We start from the raw sequence: 21295 nt of genomic DNA, 5'->3' as shown, positions 1-21295 counted from the left end.
ATACGACTCTCTTGTAAAATCACAGTTAATTTTAACTATTCATTTGTATCTAAATTTTCAGCTTCCATCTTTTCTGTTGCAGCTGCTGCATTGTTACCTTTTGTTTCCTTAACAACCCACACAGTAAATGCCCCAATGATGAAGAAGATCGCACCAAAGAGAATCATCATTGCTGAGCCATTACCGTGACTCATCTTTGTAAACATTGGGTATAGTGCAAAACTTGCAACTGATGCGCAAATTTGTGGCAAGCAAATCCAACAGTTAAATAATCCAATGTACGTCCCATCGTGCTTTCCGTCTAAAGCATTCGTCAAAATTGTGAATGGAATTGAGTTAATTGTTACCCAGCCAATTCCGATAAAGATAAATGCAACAATTGACATCACTTTACTGTGGCAGAATGCAAGCATTGCAAAACCGCCAGCTGCTAAAACTAATCCTAATGAATAGAACGGCTTCCGGGTCTTATCATTTAAATGTGATAAAACGTACCCGTAAAGAATTGAAGCAACAGTTTGAACGGCTGACAAAACACCATACCAGTTACCCGCAGCCTGGAAACCTGCTGAAGTAGCATCTGTTGTATGCCAAATATTTGCTGACAAAGCTCCTGGAGCGTATGTCCATAAATATTGGAAGCTTACCCAACTAAAGAATTCAACTAATCCTAATGTCCAAAATACTTTTGGCGCATTCTTCAAAATTGACTTGATTGAAGTTTTTTCTTTCTTTTGAGCTTCAGGGTCAATGCCATGATATTCATTATATGTTTCAGGATCATATTCATGAACCTTGAATACCGTAAATAGTGCTGTAACACCTAAAATAATAGCTCCAATGTAGAATGAGTAACGAACAGTTGCCGGAACAACCCCTTTAGCAGCAACGTTTGCAACTCCTAATGCTGAAAGGCCAAATGGGAATAAGTAAGCAGCAAAACTACCAACGTTTGACCAAATTGTTTGCCATGCCCAAGCCTTATCTTTTTGCTTGTCATTTACCATATCACCAATCATCATTTTGAATGGTTGCATTGACATGTTTGACATTAAATCCATGAACAAAATTGAAATTGCACCAAACCAAAGAGCAGCCATTGAACCAAATCCAAAACCGAATGATCCAGAATTAGGTAATAAGAACATAACAATCATTGCAACAACTGAACCAACGATCAAGTATGGTAACCGCCGACCGATCTTTGGAATCCAAGTATGGTCTGAGAACCATCCAACAAGTGGTTGAACAATCATTCCTGCTAATGGTGGCAAAATAAAGAAGAAACCTAACTTCGTCGGATCAGCCCCAATTGTTTGGAAGATCCGACTCATTTGTGAACTTTGTAATGAAAAGGCCATTGATGTACCTAAATTACCAAAGGTCATTAACATTAAAACGCTCATCGCCAAATCAGGCATTGCCTTTCGTTTTTTTCTTTGTGAGTTATCCATTACGCAACTCCCCTTTTATCTTATTTTCGATGCAAGCGTTTGCATCATCCTTACGAGTTTTATTATAAACTCTTAGTTTTTTATTTGCAACCGTTTTCAAAAATTAAATAATAAAAATGCAGTTATCAACTAACTGCATTTAAAAATTTTATAATTTCACTCCAATTCCAAATCCTAAAAACGCAAAACCAATTCCAATGATATAGCTTGCTAGTGCATAAATAATTGCCATTCGATAATCGTGATCACGCACTAAACTGAAAAGTTCATTATTAAATGTTGAAAAGGTTGTATAACCTCCTAAGAACCCTGTACCAACAATTGCATATGGTAGGCTATTTAATTTAATTCCAACAATTAAGCCCAACATTAATGCACCCGTAACATTTAAAATAAATGTTGACCATGGAAAATCTCCTTTAACATAAGTTTTAACAATATTTGTTAATAGATAACGAACACATGCACCTGCACTTGCACCTAATCCTAGCATCCAAATCATTAGTCTTCCTCCTTTCGCAATTCTACTAATTTATTCGCTAAACCGTAGCCTATAAATACGCATAAGAAGCCGCCAAAAATACTAATTGTTAGATAAATAACTGCGTGAACTATTAAATGTGCATGAATCAACTTCATAAAATCGACTGTGAAGGAAGAAAATGTTGTAAACGCTCCAATAAAACCTGTACCTAATCCAATATTTAACCATCCTGATAAGATATTTAACTCAATTACATAATATGTTAAAAAAGAAAGCAAAAAACACCCTAATAAATTCGCAACAATTGTTCCCGTACTTTGCCATAAAACGCCTAAATAATACCTACCCAATCCGCCAAAAAAGGCAAAAAAAGCAACGCTCAAATAATTTTTCAATTTTTCCATTTAAATTCCTCTTTTTCTTCAAAATAAAAAGGTGAGATTTTTATATCTCAACCTCTTTAAATCAGTATTCTTCTACTTGATGAATCAGTTCTGGGTCAGCTTTTAATTCGTCTCCAGTCTTTTTCACGATCTCACCATTTCCAAAAATCAAATAATCAGTTGCTACATCTTTTATCTGTTGAAAATAGTGAGTTATCAAAATAATTGTCTTTCCAGCTTGATGAAGTTTATCAAATAATTCAATCAATTCATTTCGTTTTGCTCTTGTTAATCCTACTAAGGGTTCATCTAGCAAAATCACATCTGGGTTTAAAGCTAAAACACTTGCAAGTGCTACTTCGCGCTTTTCGCCACCTGACAGATTATATGGAACACTATCTCGCATTGAATTTAAATTAAATAAATTTAAACAGTCTTCGACACGTTGATCAACTTCATTTTGGCTCAAATTCATTTGTTTCGGCCCAAATGCAATTTCATCATAAACAGTTGAATTAAATAACTGAGTATCAACATTTTGAAATAGAATTCCTACTTTTTGATGAAACTTCTTCTTGGAAACTTCATTCGCCAAAAGTTCCTGTAAATCTTTCCCTTCAAATTCTAAACTTCCACTAGTGGGTTTCAAAAAGCCCTCCAAAATTTGGAAAAGAGTCGACTTTCCGCTCCCGTTCGGGCCCATGAAGCATACAAACTCACCTTTATTAATCTTAAAGCTTACATCTTCAAAAATAGTCCCTTTTTCATCCTTATATCTAAAAGACAAATTTTCCGCGGTAAAGATAAGATCAGCCCCTTCCAATCAAAATTACAAGAACTAATAAAACCGCCTGAATAAAAATCAAAGTATAGTCTTTCCAATTTAGTTTATGAATCATATAATCATATTTTCCTGTAAAAGCTCGTGCTTCCAAAGCGTTATAAAGCTCTTTTCCGAACTTAACCATTTCCAGATAAAGGTTTCCAAAAATCGTTCCCATCAATTTATTTTGCCCCTTTTCACTTCCGACAGAACGTGCTTCAATTGCATAAACAACCTTTAATAAAAATGATCCAAGAATGTGTAAATGTTTTACAAAAATATCTACCTGAAAGATTATGAAATCTGGCACATGTAGCTGTTTTAACGCAGTTAGAAAATCATAAACTGATGTCGTTGAAGCATATGTTATTAGTGAAAGGAAAAGTAAAAACATTTTTATCAAGAAAACATAATTACCTGTTCCTAAAATTATCGAAGGACTATATAAGACTAGGTTAAGGACAAACAGTCCCAACGTCCGTTTTATAATCTTCAATAATGTTTTATTCGACACCCGCAAAAGTAAAGCAGCTGCGTATATTCCGATTATCCAAATTACATATTTGTTGTAAGTAAAACATAAAATTAACGAGATTATGATTATATTTACAAGATACACTAATGGGTGAAAAGGATGTTTTTTACATACTTTACTTTCGGTATGCAATTTTGAAAGTAATCCCTTTAAAAGCTTTTCATTAGAAAACAAACCACCCTTTTTTATTTCTGGCTCATAGTCCTCTTTTTCATACATCCAATGCGGTAACATATAACCACACTCTCTCTATTATTCTTTACTTTTAACAAAGGCACTCAAAATCTTCGCAACTAAAAGGAAAATAATAATTGCTGTTATCCCACACAAAATATATCCAAATGCAGCTTCAATTCCATGATTCATTCCTGGAATTGCATAACCATCAAAAGCGGCATGATAGCCTTGTCCATGTTTAAATGCATCCGGAACAACTGCATTTAAATGATATTTTCTAAGTTGAGTAAGAATTCCACTTGCATCCCATTCTCCCCAAGCAGGGGCTGATGCAATTAATCCAAGAGGTGTGAAAATTAATGCAACAGCAATAATTGCAATAATTGCCTTTTTCCAAACTTTCATTCCACTATTCTGAGTTTTGCTTACCTCAGTGTTCAGATAGTCACTTGCATGATATATCGTCTGCGGTGCTACTTTTTTAATATAACTATAAACCATAAGGGTAATTGCCCCTTCAATCAACCCAATAATTAAGTGTGCACCAACCATTGCAGGAACAGAAATTTTTAATGGGTATGGACAATACAATGGATTCCCATGACTATTTTTAAATAACAGTGGCTGGATTCCAAGTTCAACCCCGCACATAAATGCAGCACATACAATTCCAATGTACCCTCCTGCAAATGCGCCGATCTTATCGCCGTGTTTTTTAAAAATTTTCCGACACAACAAGAAAATTCCATACCCTACAAATGGAAGAACAAATGCCATGTTAAAAGTGTTTGCACCTAAGCAAAGAATCCCTCCATCTCCAAATAGGAATGCCTGCAATATTAACGCCATTGTTACCGAAAGACACGCGGCCCATGGGCCCAACAATATCGCCAGTAACGCTGACCCTACAGCATGTGCTGTTGTTCCACCAGGAACAGGAACATTGAACATCATGATTAAAAATGCAAGTGATGCTCCCATCCCTAATTGAACAACCGTTTCCTTTTTCTTTTCAATTTGAACCTTAACCTTTTTGGCTGATACATACCAAACAGGTGCCATGACTGCAAACATTGTTGCACATGTCGATGGACTTAAATAATTCTCAGGAATATGCATTTTTATCCCTCCAGGCTAGTTAATAAACAAACCGTGGATCTTTTCGTAAATCAAGCTTAGGTGACCCAAATAACTTGCCACGAATATCATCCACACAGTCCATCAAAACTTTACGATTAAAGTTGATATTATCTCCTAAAATTCGCATTACAAATCCTGGCCCTTCGAGTTTTGAAATTCCCACACGAACCTTATCTTGTTGCTTGAATTTATCTTGCAATTCTTTTACAAACGCGTCATCGATTTTTTCATTAACTACAACCAAACTATCGTAGTTTTTATAGTTATCAAAGAAACCTAAATCTTGCATCTTAAATACATTTGGTTCAAGAATCACATTATCTGCATACATTAAATTACCATCGTAAATAATTTGAGTCTTTAATTGAATATCTTCATATGAAAACTCTGTTCCGTCAGGAGACCATCCTGATGTAAGACCATCTGTATAAATTAACGTGCCACCTTTTTCCACATTAATTTCACTGTCTTGACGATACCTTGCGTTCCGGTACGGGATTAAGCTGTCAGGCAGATATTCAAGAATTGCATCTTTCTTCACACTGATTTCATTAATTTGATGAGTTATTTCATGGTTATCGCACTTGAATATATAAGTTGGTGCTTGAGTAGAAATAATTGCCCGCGTGTCTTCAGCTAACGAAATCTTAGTATAGTAATCCTCGCCTTCCGTCAAACCGCCGCCCATTGCGATCAAAAAATAACAAAGCGTATCTTCATTATTTAGTTGCATCCGTGCCGAAACTCGAGATTGTCCATGATATTTCAACGTATCAACTAATGTTCGACCGTTTTTCGGAATAAAACTTAATTCTGTATATCCGTCATATTTGTCCATTGGTTACTTTCCTATTCTAGTTTTCTAATAAGCAGTTTTTCTTGATCCAGTCAACAACCTTATCAAGGTTTTCTCCTGATTTAAGGTTTGTAAATACAAAGCTGTCATCTGAACGGAATTTTTCAGTATCTGACTTCATCCGATCCAAATCAGCACCAACGTATTTAGCCAAGTCAGTCTTATTAATAATGAATAAATCACTCTTAATCATTCCTTGACCTGCTTTGCGTGGAATTTTTTCACCTTCTGGCACGCCAATTACATAAATTGAAAAGTCTACTAAGTCTGGGCTGAAAGTTGCAGCTAAGTTATCGCCACCACTTTCAATGAACAATAAATCAAGGTTTGGATACTTCTTTTCAAGTTCTTCAACAGCAGCCATGTTCATTGAAGCATCTTCACGAATAGCTGTGTGTGGGCAGCCACCTGTTTCAATTCCGACGATCCGATCATCATCAAGAACTGAATTCTTCTTCATATACTCTTCATCAACTTTAGTATAAATATCGTTTGTAATAACAGCCATTTCATACTTGTCTGACATTACACGTGTTAAATCTTCCAATAATGCCGTCTTACCTGATCCAACTGGTCCACCAACACCGATAATAACTGGTTTTGTCATAATAATAATCTTCCTTTCTAATTTTTAAGACATGAATAATCTGAAAACAGTTGTTTCATGTCGAATTTGTGACATTTCAATTCCCGGAACATTTGCCCCAAGATAACGTTCATCTAACTGACTGATTTCTTCACATAACTTTAAGACAACGTCAAAAATGTCATGCATGATTCTTTGACCTGATTTTTGACCTAGAGGGATTGTCCGCACAGCATTTTGAACCATGGTTGTTACAATACTGTAGCCATAGTAACAAGTGCTTTCAAATGCCGGAATATCTTTGTATTTCATAAAAATTGCGAATACAATTGCTGGATTCCCGTATGCCTTATCGTTATTGATTTTTTCTTGGTATTCTTTAACCAACTTAATTTCAGGGGAATCATCATCATAAATTTGCAATATAAGTTCAATCATTTGTAATGCAATCAACTTCGCACCTTTACGTGTTTCAATCGCTGAAGTTGAAAGCGTGATTTCCTTATCATATTGCCAGATTTTTTCAACATTTCCCTTTTGAAGGGCTTCAAGAGCCAACTTTACAAGTAACCCTTCGCCCCATTTAAACTGAGTTTGAAGAAATGTTCCAAGCCATTTTTCAAATGAATCATTATCAGTTACTTTGTTATCTCGAAGATAAGTTTCCATCCCATAGGAATGATTAAACGTTCCAATTGGAAAAGTTGAATCACAAATTTGAAATACTTCAAGTATCTTTTTGATTTTTTCTAATTGATTTTTTGTTATTTTATTTTCTTTAGTCATAGCTTAAATCTGCAAATTTTAAAGGTTCTGAAAGTGTCATTTCTTTAAGTTCATACTGAATATCATTGTGACCGAGAATCTTCTCTACAACCGGATCACGATCTAAAATGATTTTCCCGTTTTCAACCTTAACAGGCTTGTGAGTATTTCCTAAAAGGTGTGCAATTCTTCCCATTTCATCAATATCTTTTGGAGTAATCACAATCATTTCCTTCGAACGAGTGTGAAGCATAACGATATTATGACCATCATTTTTAATAATATCTCCATCATGAAGAGGCAAGTCTTTCCGATCAATTCTTAGACCGTATTCATTGCCATGGTCAGACTTAAGACGTTGAATGGGCTTGCTTAATGCATCATTTTCAATAAAAATTGTTTCAACATGATGTTGTTCAATATCTTTGACATCATCAACATTCCCTATAATTTTGGTGATAATCTCCATATTGATCGCTCCTTATCTTTCACATAAAAACAAAAGCTACGCCAGTTTCCAGCTAACTGGAAACCAACATAGCTAATGTTTAATTCAAATTAGTACAAGAAGTAACGTTGTGCTAATGCAATTTCATCTGTTGGTTCACAGCTAATTTCTTTACCGTCAATTGTTACTGTAAATTTCTGTGGATCGACAGCAATTGTTTCTGGTGTGTAATCATTAAGTTTCATATCATGCTTTGATAAATCACGTGTATTGTGAACTGGCAATACCATGCGTTCAAGACCTAATTTTTCTTTTACGCCGTGTTCATAAGCATATGTTGATACGAATGTGATGTGGCAATCTGTTAATGACTTGCCGTAAGCACCAAATAATTTTGTCATCTTTTGTGGTTCTGGTGTTGGTAAACTTGAACCTGCGTCACCCATGTTACCGTATGTAACAACACCATTCATGATGATGTACTTAACTTTGGCACCAAACATCTTTGGATCCCAAATTACTAAGTCAGCAATCTTACCAACTTCAACAGAACCAATGTAGTCTGCTACACCGTTTGTAATAGCTGGGTTAATTGTGTACTTAGCAATGTAACGTTTGATACGATTGTTATCATCGTATTCGCTGTCACCTTCGAGAGGTCCACGTTGTTTCTTCATCTTGTCAGCTAATTGCCATGTACGTTGAACAACTTCACCTACACGACCCATAGCCATGGCATCTGAAGACATCATACTGATAGCACCCATGTCTTGTAATACGTCTTCAGCAGCAATTGTTTGCTTACGAACACGTGATTCAGCAAAGGCAATATCTTCTGGAACGTTTGGATCAAGACTGTGGCATACCATTGTCATATCAAATAATTCAGCAACGTCATTCTTTGTGAATGGGTTTGTTGGGTTTGTTGATGATGGTAATACATTTTCTTGACCTGCAACAACCATAATGTCAGGAGCGTGTCCACCACCGGCACCTTCTGTGTGGTATGTGTGGATTGTACGACCCTTGATTGCGTTCAATGTGTTTTCAAGGAATCCGCCTTCGTTCAATGAGTCTGTGTGGACAGCTAATTGAACGTCATATTGATCAGCAGCTTCAAGTGCGTGATCAATTGTTGATGCTGTTGCACCCCAGTCTTCGTGAACTTTAATACCACAAGCACCGGCTTCAATTTGTTCACCTGTTGTTTCAGGAGTTACACCGCCACCCTTGGCAAATACACCAAAGTTTACTGGAATGTTTTCAAATGACTTAAGGATTTGTTCAATATTGAACTTACCTGGTGCACATGTTGCTGAACATGTACCGTTAGCAGGACCTGTACCACCACCGAAGAAGGTTGTAATACCATTTGCTAATCCCATATCGGCCAATTCTGGTGAAATGTAGTGAACGTGAGTATCAATCCCACCAGCAGTAACAATCATACCGTCAGCATTCATTGCTTCAGTACTTGCGCCGATAACAAAATCAACGTTATCCATGTTGTCTGGATTACCGCTCTTACCAATTCCGATAATCTTTCCATCACGAATACCAATATCTGCTTTATAAATTCCTGTATAATCGATAACCAAAGCGTTTGTGATTACAAAATCAACAACTTTAGGATCTGACTTACGTAATGCTGTTGCGCTTTGTCCCATACCATCACGTAAAACTTTACCACCAGCGAATTTACTTTCTTGGCCGTAAACTGTGTAGTCTTTTTCAACTTTAGCGAATAAGTCTGTGTCACCTAAACGAACACTGTCGCCAGTTGTTGGACCAAACATTTGTGAGTATGTTTTTCTATCCATTTCAAAACTCATCTGTCTAAGTCCTCCCTTTCGTAATTATTCTTATTTATTTTTGTTCATATCAAGAGCTGACTTCCGCACATTTGTGTATGCTTCTTCGTCAGTTTCTGGTGCTGAGAAACCATCTAAGTAACCATTAACTTTATCGTTAAATCCAAAGATCCGTCTCTTACCACCAAAGTCAACTAAGTTAACTTTACGAACATCGCCTGGTTCAAAACGAATAGCCGTTCCAGCAGGAATATCCAAACGTTTACCCCAAGCTTTCTTCCGATCAAATTCAAGTCCTGCATTTGCTTCATAGAAGTGGAAGTGTGAACCTACTTGAACAGCACGGTCACCTGTGTTCTTTACTTCAATTGTGATTGCAGGATAGTCAGCGTTACATACAATCTTATCTTTAGCTAAGACATATTCACCTGGTACCATTGAAAACGCTCCTTTCTATTGAATAGGGTTGTGTAAAGTAATAAGTTTTGTACCATCTGTAAATGTTGCTTCCACCTGAATCATCGGAATCATTTCTGGTACACCTTCCATAACATCTTCACGTGTTAGTACCTTATTACCTAAATCAACGACTTCTTCCATTGATTTACCATCACGAGCTGCTTCAACTAAAGCATTTGTAATCAAAGCAACGGCTTCTGGATGGTTTAACTTAAGACCGCGGTCTTTCCGTTGTTGTGCTACCATTGCGGCAACACTAACTAACATTTTTTCTTCTTCGCGCAATGTTAATTGCATAACTGATTCACCTTCTTCGATAAAGAATACGTTGCAGTAACCTAACAACAAAACTGATAATAACACCTTTTGTGCTAACGGTTTCAAAAAGACAAGATGCTTGTCTTTTAAGGGTTTGAGGTTGAATTTAATTAATTTTACGTGGCAAAATTGTAAAGAATATTCGAATATTTCATTAACAATTCTGAGATAAAGGGATGAGATGATGTGTTAACGCACATTTTAAACTTAAATGCGAGTTTAGGTAATTTAACATTTGTTTTCTTATCTACAATTCTTGTATTTTTAATGACTCCTGGTTTGGCATTCTTTTATGGTGGATTAGATCGTAAAAAGAATTCTTTAACAATTATGTTAAAAGTATTTATTGCCATTGGAGTTGTCGGATTACTTTGGATTTTTGGTGGTTTCAGTTTGGTATTCGGAAAGGATATCGGTGGAGTAATTGGTAATCCAATGCAATTCTTTGCATTCCATAACCTTTTATTTGACATTAACCATACATACAGTTCTTCTGTTCCGTTTATTCTTTTCTTCTTATATCAATTGATGTTTGCTATTATTACTCTTCCATTGATGACGGGAGCAACAGCTGGACGATTAACGGTTGGCGGATGGATCAAATTCTTGATCGTTTGGATGATTTTAGTTTACTTCCCTGTTGCTCATTGGATCTGGGGCGGCGGATTCTTACAAAAGTTAGGCTTCGTTGACTTTGCCGGAGGAACAGTTATTCACATTTCTTCAGCATTCTCTGGACTAGCTGCAATCTTATATCTAGGAAAACGAATTGAACACGATAAAGAGAACCAAAAGCCATCAAATATGGGATTGGTTGGTATCGGTGCCGGTTTGCTTCTCTTTGGTTGGTTTGGATTTAATGCTGGCGGTACATTAGGCGCTAATGATAAAGCTGCAATCATCATTGCAAATACTGCAGTTGCCGCAATCGTTGCAATGATCGTATGGACAATTATTGCTTACTTCCATGATGGTCACCACTTCTCATTTGTTGAACCATTGGTCGGAGCAGTTGCCGGATTAGCTACGATTACACCAGCTTCAGGATACGTAACTCCCGTTGCTGCAATGTTAATCGGCCTATTAGCTGCGATCGTTTGCTACGTTTGTGTAAAGTTAGCAGACAAGTTCAAATGGGATGATGCATTGGATGTATGGGGTGTCCACGGAATGGGTGGTATGCTCGGTACAATCTTAATTGGAGTTTTAGCTAACCCTGTAATTAATGGTACTCATGCTGGAATCCATCAATTACTTATCCAAATCATGGGTGCTGTCTTAGTTGCTGCATATGCAATGATCTTAACTTGGATTATCTTATTTGTCCTTGATAAGATTGGTCACATTCGGACAACAGCTGCACAACAAAAAGAAGGTTTGGACAAGACATTATTACACGAAACATACTCAGAAGATGACAAATAAGGAGGAAGTCTAAATGTTAGGTGTTATTTTACTCTATGTTGGAATGGTCTTAATGAGTAACGGTTTCTATCGAATTGAAGGAATTAAAGATAAATCTATCGCCGTTATGAATATTTTTACTGGCGGTTTAGGACTTATCTTAAATATCATTGCTATCGGTTATGGTGCATGCGTTGGTAAAGGTCCTTCATGGTTCTATGCAAGTGCAACTGGATTGCTCTTCGCATTCACATACCTCTACACAGCTATCAACTCTATCTTTAATTTGGATCAACGTTTATACGGCTGGTACAGTTTATTCGTTGCAATCAACTCAATTCCTGCCGGTATTCTTTGCTTCTTCGGTTGGGGTGGTAATTGGATTTACGGTATTATCTGGTTTGCATGGGGAATTCTTTGGTTAACTGGATTTATTGAAAATAATCTCCACAAGAACCTTGGCAAGTTTGTTGGCTATTTAGGAATTCTCGAAGGTATCCTTACGGCATGGATTCCTGGATTCTTAATGTTAATTGGCAAATGGTAAAATTTTAAGATACAAAATATTGTCTCTTACACACAATATCCTTTATAGATCGTACTTATCAGTAAAAAAAAGGATCTGTTTTATAATCTGAAACAGATCCTTTTTTGTTTTGGATGCAACAAGCGAATCAGTCTTGCTCGCACCCCCTCCCACCATAATCTTGGCCAAGAATATCATTTACTGAAGTATGATACTTTTTACTTAAAATAAACAAACTTCCTAAATCAGGATAACTTACGTCATTTTCCCAATTAGAAATTGTTTGTCTTGTTACATGTAACGTTTCTGCTACCTGCCATTGTCGAAGATTTAAATTCCGTCGCCAATGACTTAATCCTTCCCCATAAGTCATCATTTAGCATCTCCTAAGTAAGCTATTGTCAAATATATATTAATGTATCTTTATTTTAACCCATTTGGAAATTGTGGAACATTTACATTTAATGGCATTCGATAATCAAGATTTGAGATATTCTTTACAATATCTTTAATATAAGACGTTGCAATATATGAAGCACCTTCATCAAAAAGGGCCAATATGTCATCCTTAGTGATTTCCTTTTCTTCTGCGTTAATTACTGTAAAGATTCCAGTATAATCAAACGTTATCTTTCTAAAAGGGACCTCTCCGTCTTTTCCATTAGCTAATTTTGACTCTACAAGCACTCCACAGCTAAAAACAGCTTGACTATTATCAGCTGAAACACCTGTTTTTACATCGCTAAATCCGACACTCATCTTTTCACCATAGTTCAAAACTTCTGATGAAACATTATCAATATCGTATCTTAAGTGATTAATTTGATAACCTTGAAAATTCAATGCTAATCCTTTTGCCATATCAAAATCACCTTCAAATTATAAATACTATTACATTAAGTATTATAATTTAAATAAATTTTAATATTAGACAAGATTCTTGGCTTATTATTTATCTTTTTTCAAATTAAATCCTTTAATAATTACCATTAAAATTACAGCAACTGGAAAGAAAGTAAACGGAATATATTTTAACGCTTCAATTTGCAAAGCTCCTGAAATAAACGTTCCACTAACTCCCCACGGAACAATTGAATTAACTGCCGCGCCTGCATCATTTAACGTTCTTGTTAGATATTTATGTGGCAGTTTCAACCTATCATATGAATTTTCAAATGCTTGTCCTGGTAATATAATTGATAAATATTGTTCACCAACTAAATAGTTAACTCCAATGCTGCCAATCGCTGTTAATAAAACTAGCCTTCCTGGGGGGTGACAAATGTCGCCATTTTGTTAATTAAAACGCTAATTATATTAAACTTAATCAGTATTCCTCCCAAAGCTAAAGCTAAAATAATTAATGCTACCGATGATAGCATACTTGATATGCCACCTTTAGAAAACAGTGTATCTAACATTTTATTTCCTGTATGTGCTACATAACCGTTCATTACATAGTTTGTCAATGTTGAGATCGATACTTTAGGATTATGTATAACTCCTACTAATAACCCCATGGCAGAACCTGCTATTAACGAAGGAACTGCTGGTATTTTCATCCATGCTAGGATCAACAATAATACCACCGGCGTCAACGCCCATGGGGAGATCCAAAAATATTGTTTTACTTGTTGCATCATTGTAGAAACCTGTGTTAACTTTGCAGTTTTGGTTCCTAATCCGAGAAAAAAGTATATTATCAGTGAAATAACAAATGCCGGAATATCCGTTAATAAAAGTGATTTTATATGAGTATATAAATTAATCTTTCCAATTCCAGCAGCTAAATTCGTAGTTCCCGATAGTGGTGAAACATTTGCTCCAAAAATGCACCTGAAACAATTGCACCAACTGTTAATCCAGAATTTATTCTTAAAACTGTCCCAATTCCTACAAAAGCAATCCCAATCGTTGATACTGTCGTAAATGAACTTCCACAAGAAATTGCCACTAACGAACATACTATAAAAACCGTTGGTAAAAAAAATTTAGCTGAAATAATATTAAAACTGAGACACATAATTGTTAGGATTGTCCCTGAAAAGATCCAGCATGCAATTAATGAACCAATCATTAAAAAAATCATTAATGGAACAATTCCTGGTTTAATGCCATTTTCAATGCCTTCTATAATGTCATCCCACTCAAATCCTCTAACCTTTCCATAAAACATTAAAAATGTTAATGCTGTTAAAATTGGAACCTGAGGGGAAAGGTGCAAACCAATAATTAAAAATCCCAAAATACAAAATAAAATAGCTAATATTAAAACTGCTTCTACTACACCCATTCGTATATTTTTCTTTTCTTCTAGATTATTTTCATTTTTCAACATGCGAAAGCCTCCAATTCATAATCTAAACAAAAAGTCCCTAGATGAATAATTTCATCTAGGGACGAATTCGACTCCGTGGTACCACCCATATTCACACATCATGTGCCTTATTTGCTTTTAATACCAGCTAGCAAAACATATTTTATTCAAAGACGTAATTCGAAATATTGTCATATATCAATTCGCAGCAACCATTGACTATCTTAAATATTGGACAAATCCTACTTCATCTTCAATATTTTATATATCATAATTTAATTATATTGAAAAATACTAACCTTTATTTGTCAAGAAAATTTATTAATTATTTTTTGTTGATTCTCGCTCTATAATTTTATGCGGAATCACTACATGTGAAAAATTAGTTGAACGTAACCTTGTGAAGTCTTGATCATCGATATTCAAAATCAACACCGCTGCCTCCATCCCCAAAGAAATTGGAAAAATTTCAACTGAAGTTAATGATGGATGAGTAGACCGGGCAAATAATGAATTATTAAAACTGATAATTCCATAATCATCCAAATTTTGATGAATCGCCAACAATCCATTTTGCAAAGCCACTCCTATAATATCATCGCATGCAACCATAGAATCGGCTTCAGGATGCTGATCAATGAATTCCTGGAGTTTTTCCTTGGTATGATCCTTCTTAATTTGATAATTCAATGGAGTTTTTCCTTTTCTTTCCATTGCATGCGAATAACCACTGAAACGGTCTTTTTGCACTATTTCTTCTAAATTTTCATAAACATAAACCGGATAGTGGTACCCTTTGTCAAATAAATATTCCGTTGCATCGTTCCCAGCAGCCACATTATCATTATTAACATATAACGTTTCGGCAATGTTTTTAATCGGCTCACCAATTAAAACATACTCTGCATTATTTCGATCTAAATATTCCAGAACATCATCACTTTGTTGAGAAAAGGTCACAATAAAACGTTTGACTCGACCACGTTCCATCATCATTTGAACATTTTCAATCAACTCTGCATTATCTTTCCCTGTCGCAATCGATACCATGTAAGCTTGCTGATTACAAACTGAGGTAATTCCCTGTAAGATTTGCCCAAAAAACGGGTTATTGGCGACCGATTCTTCATCTGGTGGAAGAATTATCCCGATAATATTTGAAGTGTTATTTGCTAAATTTTGTGCCGCAAAATTCGGTGAGTAATTCAACTTTTTCATCGCTCGCCAAATTTTGGCTTTAGTTTCCTGACTGATTAACGAACTGTCATGCAAAGTTCGCGAAACTGTTGATGGTGACACGCCAGCTTCATGTGCCACATCTTTGATCGTTGCCATCTTTAATTTTCCTTTCTTTAATTTTATTAATCATTAAAACTATAATTCAATATCGTTCAAATTAATCACTTACCTTTACTGCATCTGATTTTCAAACGAATATCGCATTCCCCAATCCGAACGCACATCGTCCAAAATATGAGCTACATCACGACTAAATTCTAATTCACCATCATCGTGTCCCTGTTCGATATACCGCTGCATATCGCGAATTTCATATTGTAATGCTTCATCAATCTTTCCAACGCTAATTTTATTAGTTTCAGAAGTATGAGCATTAACCGTATACGTAACCTCAGCTTCCGTTGCCCGCGGATAATTATTGATTTCAATAAATCCCTTTGTTCCAGAAACTACGCCACGTTTTGGTTGTTTAGCCCGAAAAGAAAGACTGATCACTCCCATTTGCTCCTTTCCATTTTTCAAAATAATTCCTGACATTTCATCAACGCCAGTCACAAAAAATTTAACTGATGTTCCCGCCACGTGCGGCGTGTCAAGAAACATCCGTACAAATGCCGTTGCATACCCACCAATATCAAGTAACGCTCCTCCCGCAAGGTCTTTGCTGAAGAAGCGCTGAGTTGGATCATCATCTTTTAAACTTCCAAAGTTCACCTGAACCATTTTAATTTCGCCTAATTTACCATCCGCAATTAACTGTTTAACTTTCTGATAAAGCGGCATGTGATATAAAGTGAATCCTTCCGTCAAAATTAAGTTTTTTGAGCACGCCAGCCGTTCAACCTCATCAAATTGGGCTGCGTTAACGGTGATCGCCTTTTCACAAAAGACATGCTTACCAGCATTTAATGCCTGCTTGATTTGTTCATAATGAAATGTGTGCGGTGTCGCAATATAAACAATATCAACGTTTGAATCCGCAAGCATTGCCATATAGTTATAATATGCTTTTTTTACATGATATTTTTTTGCAAATTGATCAGCATGTTTTTTATGAGGATTTACTACCGCATAAATTTCGCCGTTTTCCTTATTTAATGCACTTGCCATATCACTAGCTGCCCAACCGGTCCCAATGATTGCCCAATTGTATTTTCCCATTTTCTTTCCTCCATAAATATTTACTTATATTATATAATATCCTTTATAAATTTATAGCGCTTTCATCGGCATTATCTAAAAAAGCCACAGACTTTTGTCCATGGCTTTAAACGCATTTATAATTTCATTATAAGCTTATCCGCGTTTCCGGAATAAAAATGCACCAGCTGCAGCAATTGTAAGCGCACCGATTGTCGCTAAAATTCCAGCATCATTTGTTTCACCAGTTTGTGGCATTGAAGCTTTCTTGGTTGCTGAATCAGATGTTGTTTGTTTTGTAGTCGTTTTGTTAGCTGAAACAGTTGCTTGACGTTTAATATCCGTTGATACCTTAACAACGTCCTTCTTAACCCCATTGCCACTATTGTTTGATTCTTTTTTAACAGATGTCTTCACATCGTTCTTCTTTAATGATGTTGATGAAGTTTGTTGAGTATCTTGACCCGTTAAATAAGCTAAGACTGCTTTATCAGCATTAATTTGATCTTGTATAATTTGTTTAGCTTCAGAGCTACCATTGAACCAACTAGCATTCAACGTGTCTTGAAGTGACTTCATATCATTCTTAAAGAAGTTAATTGCATCGTTCAATCCGCTTTGACCACTAATATCCTTTCCGTTCATAAATGATTGAACGTTACTTAACCATTGTTGTGCTTCTTGAGCATATGACTTTGTAACCGCATCATTTGAGTTTTGATACTTGTTAGCATCATTCTTTAAGGTGTTAACAGCTGAAGTAGCATTTGTTTCATTTTCCTTTGAGCTTGATGAATTCTTCTTTGATGATGCCTTAGCCTGTGAAGCGCTCGATACATTCGACGTAGTATTTGGTTTAGTTTGTGAACTCGAAGTATCCTTCTTTGACGAAGATGAGGTACTTGAAGGTTGTGGTGTAACTTGTTCACCTTTAGTTAATAAGTTGTATAAGTTATTCCATGCCTCATAACTATCCTTATAGATTTGTTGCTTCTCTTGCAAATTAGGAATACCAGAAAGAGTCTTACTCATATCATATCCTTCCTTAGCTTCCTTTAAACTGTTAGCAACGTCTCCTATAATGTAATCAAGGTCACTCTTATTTGCATAGTCGCCCTCGTCATACTGCTTTGCAATTTGCATAATGCTGTCATAATCAATTTTTGCCCCATTAGCATCGTATGACAAATCACTGTCACTTGAATTAATTCCTTTGTTATAATCATCCATCAATGGATTCGTTGTTGCTTTAACATCATTTACCATTTTACCTTGTTGCACAGCAGCAAAACTTACCGGTTGTGCTTGCTTAGTTGAAACAGAAGATGAATTGGCTTTCGAACTTGATGAAGAGGCAACTGATGATTTAGTTGTCGATGATGTAGTCTTTGATGATTGTGATGATTTCAAAACAACTGTATTACTTGATTTAGCGTTTTGTGTTTCAGATAAAGGCTTAGCTGTAATACTTGACTTTTGTGATGATACTGCCTGTTGGTGAACATTATCAGCATTCACCATTGTGCCGGCCCCAATTGTTGCTGCTGCCATACTTGAGACAGCAATTACTTTTTTGAGATTCTTATGATCTGACATTTCATTTTCACTCCTTAATTCTTTTATGACAAATGTCAGTATAACCTTAACAAACGAAAATTAATTTGTAAACCTTATATTAAAAAATCAAGAACTTTTTATGACTTTTTTATCAATTATGATTATTAAGTTTGCTAAAATAATTCATATTTTTCACATTTTTAATAAAATTAAAAGACAGTTCTCAATTTAACCATCGGCAACTGTCTTTAATTTAACTTACACTTAAATATCATCTTTTTTAATTTTATTCATAATAACAAATTGAACAGTAAAATAGTTATTTCTTTCTTGGTAATTTACTAAAACATTCGAATAATTTCCAATAATTTCCTTAATATTCGCAATACCAAAACCAGTATGTCCTTTTTTACTTGTTACTCCCTCTTGTTCTAGCTTTGCCAAGTCATGTTTTTCTAACACCGGATTAGAAAAGGTTATTTCGATTTGATTTTCACATTTGTATATCATGATATTAATTAATCTATCTTTTTGAGCAAGAGATTCGACAGCTTCAATTGCATTATCATATGTAATCCCAATAATTCGAACTAAATCATATGGTTCCATTGCAATCTGGTTAATATCATAACGACATTCAAAATGAACTTGAATTTTTTTTTCAATTGCTTGAAACGTTTTATTAATCAAAATACTCTTTAAATACGGTGTTTTAATGTTATCAAAATCATTAAATATCCATAAACTTTCTTTTTTATTAATATAACTATCACAGTATTCTTTAAACGTTTGAATATATTTTTCAGCATCAGTAGAATTTGTTGTTTTTAAATTTTCTTCTAAACTTAATAGTAAATTCTGATAATCATGCTTAAACTTTCGTAATTTACGTTGTTCACGCTCTAAGTAATTAGTATAATTTTTTAAATTATCCAGTTGTTCGGTTATCAATCTATTCCGAATTTGACCATTTTTATACCAACTAATCAAAAAATATAGCAACCAAAAAACAAACAACTGAATCAAAAATAAGAAAAGAAAACTTTCAATATAATTATGCAAGCGTTGAATCAACATATAAGTTGTCATTGAGCCAAACATAATAATAAATGTCCCAATCACAATTTTATAAATTTGATTATCAAATTTTTTATCAGTAACTTGACCAACGTTATAAAATTTACCAGAAATTAATCCGATAATCAGCGATAATGCACCTTCAATGACATTATGGAAAACTAATATTAAAATAGCCTGGTGACTATTGAAATGTCGAATTAAAATTGCTAATGAATTGTCCAAAAAAGCACAGAAGAACTGAATTGCAATAAAATTACTAGCTGATAATAAAACATTAATCTTTAATTTTAGATTAGCTTCACTATCCTGTCGTAAGCAAAAATATGTAATTACAATTAAAAATAGAATTATAATTACTGGCGAACATAGTAACAATAAATATCTTACTGAAAACCTTTCAATTAATAATTGAACAATCAACATTATACTAACAGAAAAAAATAACTTTAAAATTCTTCTAGTTTTTAAATTCTTTATAGTTGAAAAATTTTGAGCAAAAAAAAGTACATAAAAGAAAATAACATTTAGTAATCTTACAATCGAAGACACTGAATCCAACATTATCCCTTACACTCCCGACCGAAGGTTATATGTTATAAATATTTTTATATAAAATAAATCTTCACTATTACTATAATACTGTATATTAAATTAAAAACAATTATTGTATCGTATTTATTTTTTTAATTAAGTACAGCAACTGATTGATTTTAATTTTTGAATTCTTATCTCCCCATAAACAAATCAAGCGTCCGCTGCTTTTTATTTCTCGTTGATAGCAATCCGGATCATTCGTTAGCGTCTGCGGATTGATTAAGTCAAAGTTTTTTCCCGCACTTGAATTCAACCGATTGATAAAATTTGTAATGTAATTTAAATTACCAAGATTATCTAAATTAAAATAATTATATCCCGCATTAGCATTAATTAATGGATGATCAATTAAATTAGTAACATTTGCTCGATTGTCATACTCTTTTTGTAATATTTTTTTTGAAGTATTTCCTCCCCCCTGTGCCCAATACGCTACTACTATTTTATTATTCAAATTATTATTTTTTAAAATCGAATCGTTCCATACGATGGTTCGAAAGCCGTGACGATTTTCAAATGCATTTAGCTCATTAAAATATTTCATTAATGCATGATTATTATTCTCGTTAGCTGCAACTTCATCACCACCTAGTAATATATAACGTGTATTTTGATTTGCGCATGCATTGCTTAACTCGCCATTAATTTGTTTAATAAACTTTATGGTAGCGCTCTTGGTATAATTTAATGTATTTGAATTCAGACAAATTTTATGAGCTAATTTAGGGCTATGTTTTTTTAATAGCTTTATTAACGCCTTACAATGCCCCGGAGTATCAAAATCTGGAATCAATGTTAACCCATGTTGGTTGGCATCTTTAGTAATTTCTTTTAAATCTTTTTTACTTAAAACGTTTTTACTATCTTCATTTTTTAACATTTTTGTTTGAAAAGCTACGTGTTCATCATCATTTAAATGTAAAATAACGTAACTAAATTTTTTCGAATTAATTTGATTAATTACTTTCTCAATTTCTTGCTTACTTAAAGGACATCTTGCAATGTCTAATAAGATTCCATTTTGATCTGTTATTTCATTTTTATTTATCGATGAACCTTTAATTAAATCATTTCTAAAAAAAATTGATCCTAATATTGTGATAATTATTAATATAAATTTAATATTTTTTGATTTCATTTTTCTCTATTTTTAAAGAATACAAAAAAGATGTAGCTAACCGACTATGTCCTTTTTCTTA

22 protein-coding genes and 1 pseudogene are annotated in these 21295 nt (G+C 34.4%); 2 read left to right on the top strand and 21 right to left on the bottom strand.

Translation table 11 applies throughout. The features are described 5' to 3' along the window. Positions 1 to 35: 35 nt before the first annotated feature. The 13 genes from FC64_RS00320 to FC64_RS00260 form a co-directional block, all read right to left on the bottom strand. Positions 36 to 1454 (bottom strand): SLC45 family MFS transporter, encoded by a 1419-nt coding sequence (locus FC64_RS00320; protein WP_057906022.1) that lies wholly within the window; start codon positions 1452 to 1454, stop codon positions 36 to 38. 148 nt (positions 1455 to 1602) lie between these two features. After that, entirely contained in the window at positions 1603 to 1956 is a 354-nt protein-coding gene (gene crcB / locus FC64_RS00315) for a fluoride efflux transporter CrcB (protein ID WP_057906021.1), read from the bottom strand. Further along, a complete protein-coding gene (locus FC64_RS00310; protein WP_057906020.1) occupies positions 1956 to 2342 on the bottom strand; it encodes a fluoride efflux transporter FluC in 387 nt (128 codons plus the stop codon). Before FC64_RS00310 ends, crcB begins: the two co-directional genes overlap by 1 nt. Positions 2343 to 2403: 61 nt before the next feature. Further along, positions 2404 to 3108 carry an energy-coupling factor ABC transporter ATP-binding protein gene (locus FC64_RS00305; RefSeq protein WP_268888283.1) on the bottom strand — a complete coding sequence of 235 codons (705 nt, stop codon included), beginning with the start codon at positions 3106 to 3108 and terminating at the stop codon, positions 2404 to 2406. Positions 3109 to 3130: 22 nt separating this feature from the next. After that, positions 3131 to 3913 carry an energy-coupling factor transporter transmembrane component T family protein gene (locus FC64_RS00300; protein ID WP_057906018.1) on the bottom strand — a complete coding sequence of 261 codons (783 nt, stop codon included), beginning with the start codon at positions 3911 to 3913 and terminating at the stop codon, positions 3131 to 3133. A gap of 18 nt (positions 3914 to 3931) precedes the next feature. Continuing rightward, positions 3932 to 4975 carry a cobalt transporter CbiM gene (gene cbiM / locus FC64_RS00295; protein WP_057906017.1) on the bottom strand — a complete coding sequence of 348 codons (1044 nt, stop codon included), beginning with the start codon at positions 4973 to 4975 and terminating at the stop codon, positions 3932 to 3934. A 19-nt stretch (positions 4976 to 4994) separates the two neighbouring features. After that, complete coding sequence (locus tag FC64_RS00290; protein ID WP_057906016.1) at positions 4995 to 5834, bottom strand: urease accessory protein UreD; 840 nt, start codon at positions 5832 to 5834, stop codon at positions 4995 to 4997. 16 nt (positions 5835 to 5850) lie between these two features. Continuing rightward, positions 5851 to 6459 carry an urease accessory protein UreG gene (gene ureG / locus FC64_RS00285; RefSeq protein ID WP_057906015.1) on the bottom strand — a complete coding sequence of 203 codons (609 nt, stop codon included), beginning with the start codon at positions 6457 to 6459 and terminating at the stop codon, positions 5851 to 5853. 24 nt (positions 6460 to 6483) lie between these two features. Then, positions 6484 to 7224, bottom strand: a complete 741-nt coding sequence (locus FC64_RS00280) for an urease accessory protein UreF (RefSeq protein WP_057906014.1) — start codon at positions 7222 to 7224, stop codon at positions 6484 to 6486. Next, complete coding sequence (locus tag FC64_RS00275; protein ID WP_057906013.1) at positions 7217 to 7672, bottom strand: urease accessory protein UreE; 456 nt, start codon at positions 7670 to 7672, stop codon at positions 7217 to 7219. Before FC64_RS00275 ends, FC64_RS00280 begins: the two co-directional genes overlap by 8 nt. An 89-nt stretch (positions 7673 to 7761) precedes the next feature. After that, positions 7762 to 9483, bottom strand: a complete 1722-nt coding sequence (gene ureC, locus FC64_RS00270; RefSeq protein WP_057906012.1) for an urease subunit alpha — start codon at positions 9481 to 9483, stop codon at positions 7762 to 7764. Positions 9484 to 9513: 30 nt separating this feature from the next. Next, complete coding sequence (locus tag FC64_RS00265) at positions 9514 to 9900, bottom strand: urease subunit beta (RefSeq protein WP_057906011.1); 387 nt, start codon at positions 9898 to 9900, stop codon at positions 9514 to 9516. Between the two features lie 15 nt (positions 9901 to 9915). Continuing rightward, positions 9916 to 10218, bottom strand: a complete 303-nt coding sequence (locus tag FC64_RS00260) for an urease subunit gamma (protein ID WP_057906010.1) — start codon at positions 10216 to 10218, stop codon at positions 9916 to 9918. A gap of 219 nt (positions 10219 to 10437) precedes the next feature. On the opposite strand from FC64_RS00260, the gene FC64_RS00255 reads away from it, so the two are divergent. Beyond that, positions 10438 to 11664, top strand: a complete 1227-nt coding sequence (locus FC64_RS00255) for an ammonium transporter (RefSeq protein ID WP_081035584.1) — start codon at positions 10438 to 10440, stop codon at positions 11662 to 11664. 13 nt (positions 11665 to 11677) lie between these two features. After that, positions 11678 to 12190 carry an AmiS/UreI family transporter gene (locus tag FC64_RS00250; RefSeq protein WP_057906009.1) on the top strand — a complete coding sequence of 171 codons (513 nt, stop codon included), beginning with the start codon at positions 11678 to 11680 and terminating at the stop codon, positions 12188 to 12190. 127 nt (positions 12191 to 12317) lie between these two features. On the opposite strand, the gene FC64_RS00245 is transcribed toward FC64_RS00250, so the two are convergent. The 8 genes and pseudogenes from FC64_RS00245 to FC64_RS00210 form a co-directional block, all read right to left on the bottom strand. Then, positions 12318 to 12545, bottom strand: a complete 228-nt coding sequence (locus tag FC64_RS00245; RefSeq protein ID WP_057906008.1) for a helix-turn-helix transcriptional regulator — start codon at positions 12543 to 12545, stop codon at positions 12318 to 12320. Positions 12546 to 12592: 47 nt separating this feature from the next. After that, entirely contained in the window at positions 12593 to 13030 is a 438-nt protein-coding gene (locus FC64_RS00240) for a hypothetical protein (protein ID WP_057906007.1), read from the bottom strand. An 87-nt stretch (positions 13031 to 13117) separates the two neighbouring features. Beyond that, positions 13118 to 14507: pseudogene (locus FC64_RS00235) on the bottom strand (Na+/H+ antiporter NhaC family protein). Between the two features lie 300 nt (positions 14508 to 14807). Continuing rightward, entirely contained in the window at positions 14808 to 15821 is a 1014-nt protein-coding gene (locus tag FC64_RS00230; RefSeq protein ID WP_057906006.1) for a LacI family DNA-binding transcriptional regulator, read from the bottom strand. Between the two features lie 75 nt (positions 15822 to 15896). After that, positions 15897 to 16886, bottom strand: a complete 990-nt coding sequence (locus FC64_RS00225; RefSeq protein ID WP_057906005.1) for a Gfo/Idh/MocA family protein — start codon at positions 16884 to 16886, stop codon at positions 15897 to 15899. Between the two features lie 135 nt (positions 16887 to 17021). Further along, positions 17022 to 18461 (bottom strand): LPXTG cell wall anchor domain-containing protein, encoded by a 1440-nt coding sequence (locus FC64_RS00220; protein WP_057906004.1) that lies wholly within the window; start codon positions 18459 to 18461, stop codon positions 17022 to 17024. Positions 18462 to 18686: 225 nt separating this feature from the next. Then, the gene (locus tag FC64_RS00215; protein ID WP_081035580.1) at positions 18687 to 20063 is read right to left on the bottom strand and encodes a sensor histidine kinase; all 1377 of its coding nucleotides are present in this window, start codon (positions 20061 to 20063) and stop codon (positions 18687 to 18689) included. Positions 20064 to 20163: 100 nt separating this feature from the next. Then, positions 20164 to 21234, bottom strand: coding sequence for a family 20 glycosylhydrolase (locus FC64_RS00210; protein ID WP_057906002.1), 1071 nt, complete (start codon positions 21232 to 21234; stop codon positions 20164 to 20166). Positions 21235 to 21295 lie beyond the last annotated feature (61 nt).

Origin of the sequence: Ligilactobacillus araffinosus DSM 20653 (genome assembly GCF_001435375.1) — a bacterium.
GTDB classification, from domain to species: Bacteria; Bacillota; Bacilli; order Lactobacillales; family Lactobacillaceae; genus Ligilactobacillus; species Ligilactobacillus araffinosus.
Note: the sequence above shows the minus strand (reverse complement) of the source record. Positions and strands in the feature narration are given on the sequence as shown.